We start from the raw sequence: 18,281 nt of genomic DNA, 5'->3' as shown, positions 1-18,281 counted from the left end.
ATATATAAATTTTATAAAAGAAAGGATTTAAATGAATCAACTTCAAAAAGTAAAAAGAATAAGTAGAAACACTTTAATCATTGATACTGTTGCTTGATTTTTCATTGCAGCAGGTATCGTTCAAATATTTTCAGGTACTTCAATATATGACTTATTTGATGTTTCTACAATAGGAACTGTAAATAAAATAAATAGAATTTTTGCTTCACTTCTGTTTGTGATAGCTACACTTATTGGAAATGCTACCTTCATTTTTAAAGTTATATTATGCGTTGAACTGTCTACTTTAAAATCTAAAAAATTAGAGAATGCTAAATTATTTGCTGTTTTATCTATATTTTTTGGTCTATTATTTACTTTTTTAACATTTAACAACATTGATAAATATGAAGAAGCAGTGCAAGAACAAAAAGAAGAAGAAGAAGATATACAAGTAAATCAAGAAACAAATAAAAGCATTACAAAAATCAAAAAAATGAGTAGAACTATCTTAATTTTAGATTTTATTTCTTTTGGTTTTTTAGTGTTTTCTAGTTTTGGTGTAGCAATGCTTATAATTGCTTCATCTTTAAATAACAGTATAGGAATGGTAATATCATTCATCTTGATAACTCTTCTTTATTTAACTTTTATCGCTATTAGCATAACTTCATTTGTATTTAAATTAATAATATCAATAAGATTATCTAAATTTAAATATGAGAAATTTCAAACAGCAAAACTTTACTTTATTTTATCAATATTTTTCTCATTTATTTTAACCATTTTCGGATTTAAACGTGTGAAAGAATTAAAAGTAAATGTTATTGAAGAAAACAAAGAAAATCAGTAAATTTAAATTCCATAATTAATGGAGTTTTTTTATTTTTTTGTTTCCCAGTTTAAGTTCACTGAAAAGCATTTATGCCTGTTTTATGCATAAAAACGTTTTTTTAATACTTAATATAATTACATTTTCCTTGCTAAATTTTTACACAAAATATCTTACACTACCTTTTTTTCATTTTAATTAAATCATCAAATTAAAGCATCAAATATTTTAACTTCTATATATTCTTTTCTTCCTTTGTTTTCTTCTGAAATGTAAAAACCAAAATGAACATATTTAAAAATACTTTTTCTTAATTTTTGTTTTTTATTTTCTTGTAATTCCATTAAATCTCATAAAAATTCTGCTTTTTTATTATTATTTGTATTTTTAAATAAAATGTATTTTTTCTCTTTTTTTGATTTTCTTATTATTTGTATTCTTTCTTTTTGAAAAAAAGCATTAATATTTTCAAAATGCATTACTGAATTTCTTAATCTTTTGAATATTGGAAAGAAAAAATTGTTAAGGTTATATAAAAATGTTTTTAATTCTTTTTCATTGCTTATTTTGTCTACTTTATCTTTATCAAAAATTTCAAATAAAAATTCTTTTTTAATATTAAAAGTTATTTCTTCATCTTTTGATGATAAAATAGTTTTTATAATTTCAGTAATAGTTCCTAAAGTTAAAACATTAATAGCAAATCAAATATTGGCATTAAACGTCTCATTTTTTATCTCAAAAGAATTAAATTTTTTAAATTTTCATTGTTCAAAAGAAATTTCAGTTTCTTTATCTGATATTTTATAAAGTCATTCTATCCAATTTGTATTATTTTTAACCTTTTTACCTATAAAATAAGATACTTTTGTTTTTAATTCAAGTTCTATATCTCTAATTTTATTATATAAAAAAGTATACAATTTTTTCTCTTTTGCTCTATATTTAACCAAATAAGAGAAATTAATTTTTTTTGGATAAAGATGTTTAACTTTATTTCTTATTGTTTTTTTAATAAATTGTAATAAAAAATTAACATTTAATTCTTTTTTGTTGGTTATATTTAATTCATTTTTACTATTAAAATCTGTCAACCATTCTTTATTAAAAGAGAAAACGTTTGTATAATTTTCTTTTTTTAAAATTTCTATTGCTTTATTTTCTTCAATGTCAATTATTATATTTTTTTATTTTTTTAACTTTTTCAATTGGTCTTTATAAGTAAGAAATTTTTTACTCATAATAATATTTTATAATTTTTACAAAAATTTTTTAAATATTTTGGGAGATTGTGTTATAATAAATTTAATATAGGAAAACCGGCTTGTGCATACAAGATAATTAAACACTATTAGATAGTGTTTTTTTATTACTTTTATAATACTTATTTGCAATAATAAGTCAAACACAACAAAAGTATTAACGTTAATAAATACTTAATAGATATGCTAAAGGAAAATAGAAAGATAATTTTTCACCTATAACAATTATTAAAAGATTTTTTTATAAAATAGTTGTTCATAATTTATCAAAAAATAAAACTCTTTTTCTTTCCCAGTTTAAATAGTGAAAAAACCGTTTATGCCCATTTTATACGGTAAAACGTTTTTTGAATACTCCAATTAATTACATTTTACTTACTAAATTTTTACATTATTTTTTTATAAATTATCAATCAAAATGTCCCTCTTCTATAATAAAAAAATGATGTTGTAAGTAAAATGATTAAATTTATACAATTGATAATTTATGATATCATTCAATTAACATATAATTATAAAAAGTGACATTTTATATTGGTAATTGGGGTGACAAATTATTTCTGTTTTAATAAAAATCCTTAATAAAAGTTTGTAAAAAAAAGAAATTAGAATATAATTTTTATTATGGAACATAAGAGCGCCGCTAAAAAGAAATCTTACTTAAAATTTATAATTGAAAGTTACATTGAAACAGGGGAACCAATCGGTTCAGAATCACTAAAAGAAAAATATAAAATTAATGCTTCTTCTTCTTCAATAAGAAGCATAATGGCTGAACTTGAAAAAGATGGTTTTCTTGAAAAATCTCATGTTTCCAGTGGGAGAATTCCTACTTTAAAAGCATATGAATATTATGCTAAAAATTTAACTTCACAAACCGATGCAGATCTAGAGCAAAAACTAAACGATATTTTTGCTAAAAGAAGAATATCTATTGACAAAACACTTGAAGAAGCAGCAAAATTAATATCAGAATTTGTCGGTATTACCGTTATAACATCAGAACCCTTAGGATCTGAAAGATTAAGATCTATTCAATTCACTGCAATTGATAACTTTATGGGAGTTATTGTATTAGTAACTTCAACAGGAAAAGTAGAAAACAAAATAGTTTCTTTTTCAAATGAAGTAGAAAAAGAAGACATAAAAATAGCTATAAGGATTTTCAAAGAAAGATTAATTAATGTGGCGTTAAATGAAATCCAAAAAATTGTAGAAATTTTAGTTCCAATATTGACTAAAGAAATAAAAAACTTAGATAATGTTTTAAAAACCTTTATGCAAAATATTTTTAATTTTAAAAATGAATTTGAATCAAAAATTTATAATAAAAATAATTTAATTTTATCTAGAGATATATCGAGAGAAAAATTAAGTGAAATTTTAGATTTAATAGAAAAAAAATCAATTTGAGAAACTATTGAAAATAAATTGGATGAAGAAAAAAACATAAAAATTCAAATTGAATCACAAGAAGCTGTTTTTATTTCTAAAAAACTTGAAAACGAGAATATAAATAAAGAAATTAGTGTTGTAGCTCCAACTACAAGATTAGATTATTCTAAAGTTTTAGCAGCACTTAATCTATTGGAAAAATTTCTCAAAAAAGAAATATAACTTTATATTACTTTAAGGAGAGAAATGGAAAAAGATATTAAAAAACAACAAGAAAAAGTTGAATCAAAAGACAATAATACTGAAAACGTTAAACACAAAAGAACAAAAAGAAATTTTAGATATAAAAGAAATTACAATAATAAAAAAGATGACTCTGTTTCTGTACAAGAAAAAACCAAAATTAAAACCTCTCTTTTAGAATTAGAAATTGCTAAACTCAAACTAGAATTAGATAAAAATAACGAAGAATTAAAACAAAAAGCAATTGAACTTCAACAAAAAGCAAAAGAAGAAATTCAAAAACATAAAGATGAAACATCTTCTAAATATGAACTAGAACTAACTAATATAAAAAAATATGGAATTCAAAAATTCTTTGAATCATTCTTAATTCCATTAAAAAACTTTGAATTAGCAATTAAAGCAGGAGAAAAACAAGATAACTCTGCAGTTCAAAACTATGTTAAAGGTTTTTCAATGTTATTAAAACAAATTGAATTAATTTTTGCAGATTTTGGTATTACAAAAATTGAACCTTCTGTTGGTGAAAGTTACAATCCAGAAATCCACGAAGTTTTTGAACTTGAAAGTAACCAACAACTAAAAGATAAAATTATTAGTGTTAAAAGCAATGGTTATAAACTTTATGATAGAGTAATCAAACCTGCTTCAGTAGTAGTAGGTAAATAGAATGAATACAAAAGAACAAATTATTCAATCTTTAAAAGACGTTTTAAATGATTTAAAAATTGAAAAAAATATTATATTAACTGAATCCAAGGGATTTGGTGATTATTCAACAAACTTAGCAATGACTCTTAAATCAGATCTAAATAAAAATCCTTTAGAGATTGCTGATTTAATTGTTTCCAAAATAAACAAAGAAAAATATTCTATTTCTAAAATAGAAGTAGCAAAACCTGGATTTATTAATTTTTTCGTAAAAAATAATATTTATGTAGAAGAAGTAAATAATATTTTAAAATTAAATCAAAATTACGGAAAACAAAAAGAAAATCAATTTATTAACTTAGAATTTGTTTCTGTAAATCCTACTGGTTTTTTACACCTTGGGCACGCAAGGGGGGCTGCAATTGGTGCAACATTAGCTAATATTTTAGAATTTGCTGGTAACAAAGTTATAAAAGAATATTATATTAATGATGCTGGAAATCAAATTGATCTACTTGCTGAATCTGTTTTTGCAAGATATTTGCAACACTTTGGCAAAAAAGTAGAATTTAAAGAAGATTATTATAAAGGTAGTGATATAAAATGGGCTGCTCACGTAATAATTAAACACTATAAAGATAAATACGTAAATAGTTCTATTAATGATTTAGAAACCAGAGATTTTTTTAAGAGAGCATCAACAGCTATAATGCTTGGTCAAATTAAAAGGGATTTAAGTCTTTTTGGAATTAAATTTGACAACTTTTTTAGTGAAAAAACTCTTTATAAAGATAACAAAATCAAACTTGCTTTACAGAAATTAAAAAATACTTATAAACACGATGGTGCCCTTTGGTTAAAAACCACAAAATATGGAGATGATAAAGACAGAGTTCTTATCAAAAAAGACGGTTCTTTTACCTATTTTTTACCAGATATTGCATACCATAATGACAAATTAACAAGAAACGATGGCGTTACTAAATTAATTAATATTTGAGGTGCTGATCATATTGGTTATATAAAAAGAATGGAAATTGCAATTGATCAATTAGGATTTGATTCTCAAAAACAGTTAAAGATTTTAACTTGTCAAATTGTTAGATTAATGAAAAACGGACAAGAGTTAAAAATGTCCAAAAGAAAAGGAATTACCTTTACAGCAAGAGAATTAATTGAATTGGTCGGTAAAGATGCAGTAAGATTCTTTATGATTGACAGAACAGAAAATTCAGGATTAGACTTTGATGTAGAATTAGCATTAGAAAGTAGTCAAAAAAACCCTGTATTTATGATTCAATATGCTTATGCTAGAGCAAATAAATTAATTAGTAAAGCAAATAATAAAGAAGTATTTGCTTCAAACTTTAGTAATGAAAATGAAATTAAATTAGTTAATACTTTAAAAGATTTTCCAGATTTAATTAAAAAAATTAGCAGTAACTACAAAATTCACTTACTGCCCGAATATTTAATTAAATTAGCTAAAGACTTTAACTCTTTTTATTCAAATTCTAAAATTTTAAATTCTGATAATGAAGAGAGTTTATTAGCACTTTCTAAAGCTGTTAAGATTGTTCTAGAAACTGGACTAAAACTTATTGGTGTTTCTACCCCAGAAAGAATGTAATGGAAACTTTAAATAAACAAATATTTGAAGAAAAACGTTTAGATATTCTTAAATCCAAAAAACTACCAAATCTATTTAAAGATAGCTATGTTATTTTTGATTTAGAAGGTTGTGATGATGTTGGCACTCTACTTGAAATTGGTGCTATCAAAGTTAAAAACAACAAAATTGTTGATACATTTTCCAAAATAATTAAACAACCACCTGATTTTGTAAATAACTTTATAAGTTGATACAATAATATTTCTAACAAAGAAATAAAAGAAAAAGGTGAAGATGCAATAAAGGTTTTAAGCGAATTTAAAATTTTTATTGAGGATTTAAATCTTTATGCTTTTAATGGAATGCATTATGATTTCCGTACAATAAAGAAATCTTATAAATCTCGTGAATTAGAAAAATTACCTAACAAAATGATAGATATTGGTTTTTACTTTCAATCATTTAATAAAGTTTTCTTTAATACAGATTCTTATTCTTTAAATTTTCTGTCAAATTTATTTTCAGTAGATAATCAAGGCATTCACAGAGCACTCAAAGATTGCATAATAACTTTTGAAGTTTATAATAAAACTCTAGTGTTTGAAGAGTTGATTAATGCAAAAGAAAGACTTGAAAATGCCATTGTAAACAATAGAGAAGATAAAGAATTAAAAGAATGAAAAAGAAAATATTTTTTAAATAAATGTATATTTGACTATAAACAATGTATAATTTGTGGTAAGAAATTAATACAAAAATACATCGGTTGAGGTTGTATTGACTATGTTTGAGATTATAAATTAAAGAAAAGTGTAGGAAAATGTAATTTTTTTATAAAAAATGTAAAATGAGAAAAAATAAAAAATAAGGAGCAAGAAATGGACACAATGATCAGTTTATCAGTAGAAGTTTTATCAACAAAAAGCTATATGCAATTTGAAGATATCTTTACTTTTGTAAAAAATAAACTTCAAAAAAAATGATTTGAAAAAGGTGAATTTACACACGAAGAAAAAGAATTAGTTTTACAAAAAAAACGTGGTGAGTTATACAGATTATTAACTGTTACTAGTGATTTTGAAAGACTAAATGATGGTACTTGAAAATTAAAAGGTAATTAGTAAAAGTACATATCTTTTTTAAAATAAAATTCCGTTTTTGCCCTATATTGTGGTAAAAACGGTTTTTTAATTAAGAAAAAATAAGGTATTGCTACCTTATTAAATTTTCTTTGGTTTATTAATTCAAGGACGAACTTTTTCTTTGAATACTTTAGTTCTTTGGAAGTAGTGAACAAAAAGAATTTGTCCTATTTCTCACACCCCTCCAACTATTCAATAAACTTGTAAGGATGCTTGGAAAATAACTCCAAATACAACAAATAAAATGATAGTGTAATTCTGAGTTTTTTGCTGTTTTTTCAGCGCTTGCGACTCTGCTGCATTGATAAGTCGTTTGTTTTGTTTTCTGTTTAAAATTCTTGGTAGAATCTGTTGGAATAATTGAATTATAACAGTAAATAAAAGGATTGGTAAGTAAATCCATTGTCCTGCAAATAATTCTTGATAAGAAGTCGATGCAAGGTTTATTCCTAATCACGTTGTTGCTTTAATACCCGGTAATCCTTGTAATATTCTTCACATCGCAACAAATATAGGCATTGTTATAAGTAACGCTTGGAATTGAGCAGCAGGACTTATATTATTCTTTTTATATAATTCTGCAATCTCTTGTCTTTGTCTTGCTTCCATTTGCTTATTACCTTTATGAGGTGCATATTTAGCATCAATTTTTGCTTTTTTAGCTTGCACTTCTTGTTGTTTAGATTGACTAAATAAAGTTTTAAATCTAAATGCAAATGAAAGTAATTTAGTAAGAATAACAGCAATTATTATAGTGATAATAGCAGGTCATCCTTGAAGTCCTTCTAATGACATAGAATCCAATAGAGCAGCCATTAATTTAGACATCGGTCATATAAATAATCCATAGAAAGGACCAAGCTGTCAAGCATCACCTCAAGTAACAATTATTTTTTGAGGTTCTGCCCCTTTATATGATAATAAATCTGATGCATTTTTTGCAGTTCCTGGTTCAAAAGCAACAATTCCATCACCAATCTTTGTATAATGTGTTGCTTTTAAAATTTCACGCAAGTTTGCTGAATAATCATTAACTAATGATATTGATTGTTCAGAAGCACCAGTACCTTTTTCTTCTATTTCTTTAATAGCGTTTTCTAATTTGTTATTATTATATTTGTCAAAATTTACAAGTTGATTATTTAAATAATGAATTACATCTCTTGCAAATTTATTATTATTTTCTATAAAATCTTCATTTGGAACAATATAATCTTTAACCGTTTCAAAATATGAATAAATAAAAGGATCTTTTTCATTTACATATTTTGCATTGTGAGTTAATTTTATATTATCCTTAAACTCTCTTAATAATTTTATTTCTTTTCAATCATTAAATTTTTGATTGTAGTTTTCAGTTGTGGAATTGAAGTATAATAATTCTCCATTATCTCCCTTTGGATATTGATAACTACTTTGCCCTTCAACTGGTTTATCACTTTGATAAACTATTAAAGTATTGTAATTACCTCATTGTCCATAACTACCTTCAGCTTGTTTTTTTAAAGCTTCAATAACATCTTTTCTTTCCTTATCTTGGTTAGAAACGTAAAAGTTGTCGTTATTTTTTTTGATATTTAAAACTTCTTTTCCTTCTTTATTGGTTTGTTTTTCAAAAACTACAGCATTTGGAGCAATTCCTTCTTTTGAATTATAGAATTCCACCCCAGACCCTGCATGTGATGAAGTTTTAATTGCGAATGATTGAATACAACCAGTTAAAGTAACTCCGAAAATAAATATATAAATTAAAACTTTAAATCATTTTCAAATTTTTCTTCAAATATTTTTCTTTTCAGAATTATTATTACCGGTGAAGAAGTCATAAGATTTTGGTTTTTGCTTATTCTTTTCCACTTCTTAACCTCTCATATATTTTTATTACTTCCTTTTCTTTTTCTGAAAAAGGTAAAGATAAAAAACTTTTTCTTAATATTAAAACATTTTGAAAAGGTAAATCAATAAAATTCACTTTATTTGAAATTATCGCTTTAATTTGACGTCTAAAAAAATTTCTTTCTACAGCAATTGCAAATTTTTTTGGAACAGAAATACCAATTTGAAAATTTTTATGTTTTTTATAATATAAAATTAAGTTTTTTGTGATAATTTGTTGTTTTAAACTTATTACTTCTTGAAATTCTCAATTTTTCTTAAGTCTATTTTCTTTTTTCATAATTATTTACTTGAATCTGAAACAGTTAATCTCATTCTTCCTTTAGCTCTTCTTGAAGCTAAAACTTTTCTTCCACCAACTGTTGACATTCTTGCTCTGAATCCATGTGTTTTAGCATGTTTTCTTTTATTTGGTTGATAAGTTCTTTTCATATGCTCTCCTTAAAGTTTTTTTAAATAAAAAGATACATTTTTTATGTATTTTAATTAAATATTAAAATTATAACAAAATAAAGATTAAAAAGGAAATAAAAAAACTTTTTTTCACAACTTTTTTTGTAAAGGAAAAAAAGAAATTTTTTTATTATTTTATATGTTAAATCATATTTTTTTTGCCTTTATTTAGGTTTTAAAAATGTGGCAATCTTGTTATTTCTAAAATTATTTATAAAATTATTTTTTATTTTTTAACATTTTTTATTTTTTTATTTTATTATTTAATAACTATGTCTAATATTGTTAATAACTATGAAGAAAATTTGTTAAAAACAAATAAAAAAATATTAAAAGAAATTGAAAAAGAGATTAATGACTCTATTATTTTTTCCACATATTTTTCTAAGTTAAAACTAAAAGAAATTAATGATTTTTCTGTGGTTTTTATCGCTAAAAACAACGTAATTATTAAAGATATTAAAGAAAATTATTTGAGTTTTTTAACATCTGCTATTGTTAAAACTTTAAAAAGTGAAAAAGCTGTGGAAATTATTCTTGAAAACACTATTGTGAATAAAGAAAAAGAAAAACAAATTATCAACAATAACACAAAAGATATTAACAATTTTGTCGCTAACATAGATTTTAAAGATAATTTATTATCAGATTTAACATTTAAAAATTTAGTAACAGGTAAATTTAACGAAGATTTAATAAAAATTGCTGATAATTTGTTAAAAACTAAAAAAGTAGAATTTACTCCTATATTCATACACTCAAAATCAGGATTAGGAAAAACCCACTTTTTAAACGCTTTAGGAAACGCAGCAAAAGAAGTAGGACTTAAATCTTATTTTCTAAACCCTGATGCCTTTACTAACCAAATTTCTTTAATATTAAAAGAAAAAGATATAGAAAAAATAAACAATTTTTCTTCTTTTTTAGAAAGTGTCGATATTTTTTTAATAGATGATGTTCAAATGCTTGGTTCAAGAGTAAAAACTTTAGAATTTTTATTCAATATTATTAATAATTTAAAAAATAATAAAAAGCAAATTATCATTTGTTCTGATAAAAAACCAGAACTTTTAGGTGGATTTGAAGATAGGTTTATAACAAGATTTCAAAGTGGTTTAACTTTAGAAATAAAAAAACCTAATAATGAAGATTTACTCAAGATTTTAAAATTTAAAATTGAACAAGAAAACTTTGATTTAAACAAGTGAGACAACAAAGCTTTAAGCTTTTTAACAAGAAATTTTTATCACTCCATAAGAGAAATTGAAGGAGCCTTAAATCAAATTAAATTTTCTGTAAAAAACTCACCTAAAGATTTAACTTTCAATGAAAACCTTCTTAATAATATTTTCCACGAAACCGTTCATTTCGAAAGGGAAATAACACACGATAGAATAATTGAAAGCGTTTGTTCATATTACAGAGTAAAAGAAGAAGAAGTAAGAAGTAAATCAAGAAAAAGAGAAATTGTTATTGCTAGATCAATGATAATTTACCTAATTAGAGAACTGCTTTCTTTTAGTTATGAAAGAATTGGTATTTATTTAGGTGGTAAAGATCACTCAACGATTATGGCTTCTTATAAAAAAATAGAAAAAGATATAGAAACATCCCATGAACTCAAAAATGCAGTTAATTCATTAACAAACAAAGTAAAAACTGTTTCTTAATTAATCAACATCTTTTTTGCCTATTTTTAGGTTAAAAAGATAAAACTAACTAAAACTAACATTACTAATAATAATATATTAGAAAATAAAATAAATATAAAATAATAAAATATAAAAGGAAAAATAAAATGAATTTTACAATTGAAAAAAAATATTTTGAAAAAGAATTTGAAAGAATTGGTGTTTCTATAAATACTTTGAATTTTATCCCTTCTTTAAGAAGTGTTAAAATTGAATTAAGACAAGAAGGATTATATTTATATGGTTCAGATGGAGAAATTTCTATAATTGGACACATTTCTTCTGAAAACATAAAAAATATAAATGAATTAGGTTCCTTTTTGATAAATTATTCAATGTTAAAAAATATAATTAAAAAAACCGAAGGGTTTCTAGAATTTAAAATCGAAGATACAAATTTAACTATTAAAAACAAAGATGATTTATACAAAATTAATATTCAAAATGACGAAGATTTCCCGAACATTAGATTTGATTTATCAGGTCAAAAAATATCAATTCATTCAAAAGACTTCAAAAAAGCAATTAAGGACACTAGTTTTGCTGCTACAATCGATAGTTCTGAAGTTATTTTAGATTGTATCAATATAAATGCTATGGATGGTAATTTAAGAATTTCAGCAACAGATAGATATAGAATATCAACAGAAATACTTTCTATTGAATCTCATATTGAATTCGATATTTCTATAATAGCTAGAAATTTGAAAAATTTCATTCCTAACGACTATGAAGGAGAGTTAGAAATTTATGTTGAAGATAATAAAATAGAAACTATTGTTGAAAATACAAAAATACAATGTAAAGTTATTGATTTTCCTTATAAAGACATTTCTAATGTTTTTCCGAATATAGATGATTTAGTTTATAAAATTGAAATTGATAAAAAAGAACTTAGTGAATTAATATCTAAAGCTTCTATTTTATCGAACGATCAATATTTCAAATTAAATGTTAGTGTAAACCAAGAAGAATTTACTATGAGTGGAAATAAAGAAGAAACAGGGTTTATTTCTGTAAAAACTAAAGAAATGAAGTTTGAAAGTTCTAATAATGAATTAAACTTTTCTATAAATCATAGATATTTAAAAGATGCTATTTCAGTTTATGAAGGTTTGGTTTATATTTTTGTAGATAAAAAAATAAGAAAAGTTTATATAGTTTCACCTTCTAATAAAAATAATAAACAATTAATAGGAACTACATAGAAAGGAAAAAAATGAAAGTAGAAATAACAGGAGAATTTATAAAATTAAGCCAACTATTAAAAAAAATGAACTTTATTGATTCTGGTGGTGCAGCAAAAGAGTTTTTAGCAACAAACCAAGTTAAAATCAATGACAATAGCGAAGTAACTAGAGGTTCAAAAATTAAGGTTGGAGACATCGTTTGAGTAAATGATGAATTATTTCATATTGTAAGTGCATAAAAAGAAGAAAAAATAAAAAATCTTCTTTTTTATTTGCTTAAATAATTTAAAATATAAAAATATGAATAAATATGATGCGATAGTAGTTGGTGGTGGTCATGCAGGTATTGAAGCCACATATGCTTTAGCAAAACAAAACTTCAAAGTTTTGCTAGTAACTTTAGATAAAAATAAACTAGCTTCAATGCCATGTAATCCATCGATTGGTGGTCCTGCTAAAGGGATTATAACAAGAGAAATAGATGCACTTGGTGGAGTGCAAGGTGTTTTTGCTGACAAAGCAATGATTCAAATTAAGATGCTAAATGAATCAAAAGGACCAGCAGTAAGAGCGATGAGGGCTCAAATTGATAAAGACAAATATTCAAAAGTAATATTAGAAGATATTGAACAAAGAGAAAATATCGATATTTTAGAAGATATTGTTGAAGAATTGATTCTTGAAAACAACTTGGTAAAAGGAGTTAAAACGGAAAAAGGGAATGTTTGTTATGCTAATGCTGTAGTATTAACAACAGGAACTTATATGGACTCAAGAATTTTAAGGGGAGATGAAATTCAAAAAAGTGGTCCCGATGGACAAAGAACAAGTAATAAACTTTCAATGTTTTTAAAAAATAACGGATTTGAACTCATTAGATTAAAAACAGGAACACCACCTAGAATTTGAACTGATTCCATAGATTTTTCTAAAATAGAAGAAGAAATTTTAGAAAATAACAACCTTCATTTTAGTTTTAAAAATGAAGTAGTTCTTGAAAAGCAAATTCATTGCTTTTTAACATATACAACTCCAAAAACACACGAAATCATTTTGAATAACTTAAATAAATCCAGTATGTATTCTGGTCTAATTGACGGAGTTGGACCAAGGTATTGTCCTTCTGTAGAAGACAAAATAGTTCGTTTTAAAGACAAAGAAAGACATCAAATATTTTTTGAACCAGAAACTGCTAAAGGTGATTTGATGTATATAAATGGTTTATCAACTTCAATGCCTATTGAAGTGCAAAAAGAAATGGTTAAATCAATTCCTGGCTTAGAAAATGCAAGAGTAGCTAAATGAGCTTATGCGATAGAATATGATGCCATAAATCCTTTACAATTAAAAAAATCACTTGAAAGTAAAAATATTAATGGTTTATTTTTTGGTGGTCAAATAAATGGAACAAGTGGTTATGAAGAAGCAGCTGGACAAGGATTAATAGCAGGGATAAATGCATCTCAATATTTAAAACAAGAAGAACCAATTGAAGTTCTCAGAAGTGATGGTTATATAGGAGTTTTGATTGATGACTTAGTTACAAAAGGAACTAACGAACCATACAGAATGTTAACTTCAAGAGCAGAATACAGGTTATTGTTAAGAAATGATAATGCTGATTGAAGAATGAAAGATTACGCTTTAAAATCTAATATGATAAGCGAAGAAGAGTATAATTTAGTTATTGATAAATATAAACAAATAGAGTTAAAAATTGAAGAATTAAAAAACACTTTTGTCTCTTCTAAAAGTGATTTAGCAATTAAATACAACGCAATTAATGGACAATCTTTATTCCAGTTAGTTTCAAGACCTGATGTGGATTATCTTGAAATATTGAAAGACTTTAAATTTGCTTATGAACTTGTTGTATTAGCAAGATTAGATGGTTATATACAAAAACAAGTGCATGATGCAGAAAAAATGTTAAAACTTGAAAAATTAAAAATTCCAACTGATATAGATTATAAAAAAGTTGATAATTTAGCAAATGAAGCAAGAGATAAATTAATTAAAATCAAACCAACAACTATAGGGCAAGCATCTAGAATTAGTGGTATTAATCCAGCGGATATTCAAATGTTAATGTTCTATATAAAAATGAGAAATAAATAGTGAAAATAACTATTATTGCAGTAGGAAAACTTCAAAAAAATTATCTAACTTTGTTTCAAGAATATGAGAAAAAAATAAGTTTTTTCTCAAAAATAGAAGTAATAGAAATAAAGGAATTACAAGAAGAAAATATAGAAATAAAAAAGGAAAAAGAAACAAATAAAATATTAGAATTAATTCCAAAAAACTCAACAGTTTTCCTTTGTTCTTTAAAAGGAAAACAAATGGATTCTTTTGAATTTTCTAATTTAATTGACAAAAGTAATATAACTTTTATAATTGGTGGTTCCAACGGGGTTATTGAAGACAGAATAGATGCTCAAAAAATAAATTTTTCTTTACTAACGTTTCCACACCAGTTATTTAGAGTTTTACTTGCAGAACAAATTTATAGAGCATTTGCTATAAAAAATAATATAAAATATCACAAATAAAGGAAAGAGAAAAAATGAAAAAAACATTACTAAAAGATGACTTTTTCAGTCACATAAATAAAGAATGATTAGAAAATACAAAAATACCAGAAGATAAATCAAGCATTAGTGTTTTTTCTGAACTGGATTTAAACTTAGAAAAACTTTTAAAAGATTTAACAAAAAAATGACTTAAAGACACAAGTTCTTTAAATGGTAATTCAATGATGTTGGAATATGTTAAATACTTTTCAATGTTAATGAATGAAAGTAAAAGAAAAGAACTTGGTTGAGAACCAGTTAAACAATATTTATCTAAATTAGAAAGTTTAAAATCCTTTAAAGATTTATTTTCACAAGATAAAGAATTTTGACTTTTATATGGGTTTTTACCTTTAGAAAAAGATTTATACGAAGATTTTATTGATAATGAAAAAAGAATTTTTTGATTTGGGGATTTTAAAACAATACTACCAAACAAAGAAAGTTATTCAAACAAAGAAGAGTCAGAAAAATTATTGAATGCTTGAAAAGAAATGATTTTATTCTTATTAAAAGACTATGGTAAAACAGAAGAAGAAGCAAATAAATTAATATCAAATGCTATTAAATTTGATGACATTTATAAAGATTATATTCTTTCATCAATAGAACAAGCAAATTATGTTGCTTTATATAATCTAAAATCAAAAGAAGAATATAATTCATATACCAAACAGTTTATTATTTCTGATTTATTAGAAAGCTTAGTTTCACAAAAAGTAGAAGCTGTTTCAGTTTCTAATATAAAACTTTATGAAAATTTTGACAAAATTTTTAGCGATGAAAATTTTGAATTTTATAAATCATTTTTATTTATAAGAAACTTATTACAAACAACTAAATTTTTAAGTGAAGAAATTAGAATTAAAGCAGGGGAATTTGGTAGAAAAGTTTATTCTATTGAAACTTATAGAAACTTAGAAAATTTTGCTTTTGATATGGCAAATGAATATTTTGGAATGCCTTTAGGCATGTATTATGCTGAAAATTATTTTGGTAAAAAAGCAAAAGAAAATATTGAACATATGGTTTCTAATATGATTGATGTTTATAAAATAAGACTAAATAATAACAATTGATTAAGTAAAGAAACTATTCAAAAAGCATTAACTAAATTATCTACCATTCAAGTTATGATTGGTTTTCCAGAAGTGATTAGACCATATTATTCAAAATTTAAAGTTAAAACTTATGAAGAAGGTGGAAATTTATTTGAAAATGCGCTTAAATTTAATAAATATTTAGTTGAATATGCATTATCTTTATTTGGTAAAACAGAAGATAAAAGATATTGATCAATGTCTCCTGCAACAGTTAATGCATATTATAATCCATTAAAAAATCAAATAGTTTTTCCTGCAGCTATTTTAGCAGATCCTTTTTATAATTTAAATAGACCATCATCTTATAATTATGGTTCTATTGGTTGTGTAATAGCTCATGAAATTTCTCATGGTTTTGATAATCACGGTGCTCAATTTGATGAAAAAGGAAAATTAAACAATTGATGAACCGATAAAGATAGAGAAGAATTTGCAAAAAGAACACAAGCAACAATTAATTTATTTGATAAAGTAGAAACAGACTTTGGACCAGTTAATGGAGAGTTGACTGTTTCTGAAAACATTGCAGATTTAGGTGGTTTTGACTGCGCTTTAGAAGCGGCAAAACAAGAAAAAGATTTTGATGCCAAAAACTTTTTTGAAAGCTGAGCAACAAGTTGAAGAATTATTTTAAAAGAAGGTGCAGCAAAAAGACAATTGGAATCAGATGTTCACTCACCAGGAAAAGTACGTGCTAATGTTATTTTAGGAAATAATGATTTATTTTTAGAAACTTATGAAATTTCTTCATCCGATAAAATGTTTATATCAAAAGAAAAAAGGGTAAAAATTTGATAAATCAAAAAGAATTAGAAAAAATCTATCACTTACAAAGGGAAGATTTTTTTTATTTTGGTCCTTTAAGTATTAAAGATAGAATTGAAATTTTAAAGAAAATTAAAAGATTCATTCAAGAAAAAGAAGAAGAAATTTTTAAAGTTTTAAAAGAAGATTTAAACAAAGATAAATTAGAATCCTTTGTTTCTGAAATTGCATTAATTTATAAAGAAATAAATCTATATGTAAAAAATATAAAAAAATGATCTCGTTCTAAAAAAGTAAAAACACCTTTTTATTTATTTCCATCTAAATCAAGTTATAAATATGAAGCATATGGACAAACTTTGATTATTAGCCCTTGAAATTATCCGATTATGCTTTCTATTGTACCTATTATAAATGCTATTGGCGCAGGAAATAGGGTAATATTAAAACCTTCTGAATTTTCAGAATATTCATCTAAATGATTAATGAAATTTTTTAATGAAAATTTTGATCATAAAATCATTTATTGTGCTGATTCTTCTTTAGAAACATCTAATTTTCTTTTAGATCAAAAGTTTGATCTAGTATTCTTTACTGGATCAACAAATGTAGGAAAAATTGTTTTAGAAAAAACTTCCAAATTTTTGACTCCAACTATTTTAGAATTAGGTGGTAAATCACCAACTATAATTTGTTCTGATGTAAATTTAGATAAAGTTGTTGAAAAAATTTATTATGGTAAATCATTAAATTCAGGGCAAACATGTACAACTCATGATTATGTTTTAATAGATAAAAAAATAGAAGATGAATTTATACAAAAATACAGAGAATATGTACAAAATCAACTAAAAAATAACCTCGAAAATGAACCTAAAATCATTAGTGAAAAACATTATAATAGACTATTGAAATTAGTTATTTCAACCGAGTTAAAAACTAATCATGAAATGAAAATAATAGAACCTTTTATTTATAAAGCATCATTAAATGATACGATAATGCAAGAAGAAATTTTTGGACCAATTTTGCCTGTTATTTCTTTTGAAACTATTGAAGAAGCAATTGATATTGTTAAAAGACAACAAAAACCACTTGCTCTTTATCTTTTTAGTAAACAAAAATCAATTATTAATAAAATAAAAAAATTACAAGCAGGAGCAATCATTATAAATAACACAACAGAACATGTGGCAAATTCATATTTACCTTTTGGTGGCATTGGAAATTCAGGACTAGGGAAATACAGGGGATATAGCGGTTTTAAATCTTTTAGCCATCAAAAATCTTTTTTTATAAATAAATTTGTATTTAAACCTTTAAGTTTGGTAAAAAAACCTTTTAATAACAAAAAGTTTTCTTTACTGAAAAAGATTTTTAAGTAAAATAAAAAAACCACTAAACACAACACTTCTCGATGTGGCTGCTACATTTCTGTCCTGACCAGGTTACAAGGTTTTTGTTTTAATGGCATTTATATTATATATTAATATT

Annotated in this window: 16 protein-coding genes and 1 other RNA gene; 12 read left to right on the top strand and 5 right to left on the bottom strand. The window is 24.1% G+C overall.

What is annotated here, in order from left to right:
• Nucleotides 1-31: 31 nt before the first annotated feature.
• On the top strand, nt 32-832 hold the full coding sequence (locus ACXX89_RS00550) for a hypothetical protein (protein WP_458557273.1): 801 nt from the start codon (nt 32-34) through the stop codon (nt 830-832).
• Nucleotides 833-1,005: 173 nt separating this feature from the next.
• Here ACXX89_RS00550 and ACXX89_RS00545 read toward each other — a convergent pair whose 3' ends face one another.
• Nucleotides 1,006-1,905 (bottom strand): Abi family protein, encoded by a 900-nt coding sequence (locus tag ACXX89_RS00545; protein ID WP_458557272.1) that lies wholly within the window; start codon nt 1,903-1,905, stop codon nt 1,006-1,008.
• A gap of 792 nt (nt 1,906-2,697) precedes the next feature.
• Here ACXX89_RS00545 and hrcA point away from each other — a divergent pair.
• Genes hrcA through ACXX89_RS00525 form a run of 4 tightly spaced genes read left to right on the top strand, consistent with a single transcriptional unit; the run spans nt 2,698 to nt 7,095 of the window.
• Complete coding sequence (gene hrcA / locus ACXX89_RS00540) at nt 2,698-3,690, top strand: heat-inducible transcriptional repressor HrcA (protein WP_458557271.1); 993 nt, start codon at nt 2,698-2,700, stop codon at nt 3,688-3,690.
• A gap of 24 nt (nt 3,691-3,714) precedes the next feature.
• Nucleotides 3,715-4,380, top strand: a complete 666-nt coding sequence (locus ACXX89_RS00535) for a nucleotide exchange factor GrpE (protein ID WP_436358731.1) — start codon at nt 3,715-3,717, stop codon at nt 4,378-4,380.
• Between the two features lies 1 nt (nt 4,381).
• A complete protein-coding gene (gene argS / locus ACXX89_RS00530) occupies nt 4,382-5,992 on the top strand; it encodes an arginine--tRNA ligase (RefSeq protein ID WP_458557270.1) in 1,611 nt (536 codons plus the stop codon).
• Nucleotides 5,992-7,095 carry a 3'-5' exonuclease gene (locus ACXX89_RS00525; RefSeq protein ID WP_458557269.1) on the top strand — a complete coding sequence of 368 codons (1,104 nt, stop codon included), beginning with the start codon at nt 5,992-5,994 and terminating at the stop codon, nt 7,093-7,095. Before argS ends, ACXX89_RS00525 begins: the two co-directional genes overlap by 1 nt.
• Nucleotides 7,096-7,194: 99 nt before the next feature.
• Here ACXX89_RS00525 and yidC read toward each other — a convergent pair whose 3' ends face one another.
• Genes yidC through rpmH form a run of 3 tightly spaced genes read right to left on the bottom strand, consistent with a single transcriptional unit; the run spans nt 7,195 to nt 9,444 of the window.
• Complete coding sequence (gene yidC, locus ACXX89_RS00520; RefSeq protein ID WP_458557268.1) at nt 7,195-8,973, bottom strand: membrane protein insertase YidC; 1,779 nt, start codon at nt 8,971-8,973, stop codon at nt 7,195-7,197.
• Nucleotides 8,960-9,292, bottom strand: a complete 333-nt coding sequence (gene rnpA / locus ACXX89_RS00515) for a ribonuclease P protein component (RefSeq protein ID WP_458557267.1) — start codon at nt 9,290-9,292, stop codon at nt 8,960-8,962. Before rnpA ends, yidC begins: the two co-directional genes overlap by 14 nt.
• A gap of 2 nt (nt 9,293-9,294) precedes the next feature.
• Nucleotides 9,295-9,444, bottom strand: a complete 150-nt coding sequence (gene rpmH / locus ACXX89_RS00510) for a 50S ribosomal protein L34 (protein ID WP_458557266.1) — start codon at nt 9,442-9,444, stop codon at nt 9,295-9,297.
• A gap of 293 nt (nt 9,445-9,737) precedes the next feature.
• Between rpmH and dnaA the strand changes: the two genes are divergently transcribed.
• The 7 genes from dnaA to ACXX89_RS00475 all read left to right on the top strand — a co-directional run bounded on the left by dnaA (nt 9,738) and on the right by ACXX89_RS00475 (nt 18,172).
• Nucleotides 9,738-11,135 carry a chromosomal replication initiator protein DnaA gene (gene dnaA / locus ACXX89_RS00505; protein WP_458557265.1) on the top strand — a complete coding sequence of 466 codons (1,398 nt, stop codon included), beginning with the start codon at nt 9,738-9,740 and terminating at the stop codon, nt 11,133-11,135.
• Nucleotides 11,136-11,263: 128 nt separating this feature from the next.
• Nucleotides 11,264-12,364, top strand: coding sequence for a DNA polymerase III subunit beta family protein (locus tag ACXX89_RS00500; RefSeq protein ID WP_458557264.1), 1,101 nt, complete (start codon nt 11,264-11,266; stop codon nt 12,362-12,364).
• Nucleotides 12,365-12,375: 11 nt separating this feature from the next.
• Nucleotides 12,376-12,585: an RNA-binding S4 domain-containing protein gene (locus ACXX89_RS00495; protein WP_436358739.1), complete on the top strand. Its 210-nt coding sequence runs from the start codon at nt 12,376-12,378 to the stop codon at nt 12,583-12,585.
• 61 nt (nt 12,586-12,646) lie between these two features.
• The gene (gene mnmG / locus ACXX89_RS00490; RefSeq protein ID WP_458557263.1) at nt 12,647-14,464 is read left to right on the top strand and encodes a tRNA uridine-5-carboxymethylaminomethyl(34) synthesis enzyme MnmG; all 1,818 of its coding nucleotides are present in this window, start codon (nt 12,647-12,649) and stop codon (nt 14,462-14,464) included.
• Nucleotides 14,464-14,898 (top strand): 23S rRNA (pseudouridine(1915)-N(3))-methyltransferase RlmH, encoded by a 435-nt coding sequence (locus tag ACXX89_RS00485; RefSeq protein WP_458557262.1) that lies wholly within the window; start codon nt 14,464-14,466, stop codon nt 14,896-14,898. The genes mnmG and ACXX89_RS00485 overlap by 1 nt, the downstream gene beginning before the upstream one ends.
• A gap of 14 nt (nt 14,899-14,912) precedes the next feature.
• On the top strand, nt 14,913-16,820 hold the full coding sequence (locus tag ACXX89_RS00480; RefSeq protein ID WP_458557261.1) for a M13-type metalloendopeptidase: 1,908 nt from the start codon (nt 14,913-14,915) through the stop codon (nt 16,818-16,820).
• Nucleotides 16,814-18,172 (top strand): aldehyde dehydrogenase family protein, encoded by a 1,359-nt coding sequence (locus ACXX89_RS00475; RefSeq protein WP_436358743.1) that lies wholly within the window; start codon nt 16,814-16,816, stop codon nt 18,170-18,172. Before ACXX89_RS00480 ends, ACXX89_RS00475 begins: the two co-directional genes overlap by 7 nt.
• Here the strand turns inward: ACXX89_RS00475 and ffs are convergent.
• An RNA gene (gene ffs / locus ACXX89_RS00470) (signal recognition particle sRNA small type) lies at nt 18,170-18,266 on the bottom strand. The genes ACXX89_RS00475 and ffs overlap by 3 nt on opposite strands.
• Between the last annotated feature and the right edge of the window lie 15 nt (nt 18,267-18,281).

It is taken from the genome of Mycoplasma sp. 1012, assembly GCF_054343455.1.
This window is presented reverse-complemented; position numbering and strand designations above follow the sequence as displayed.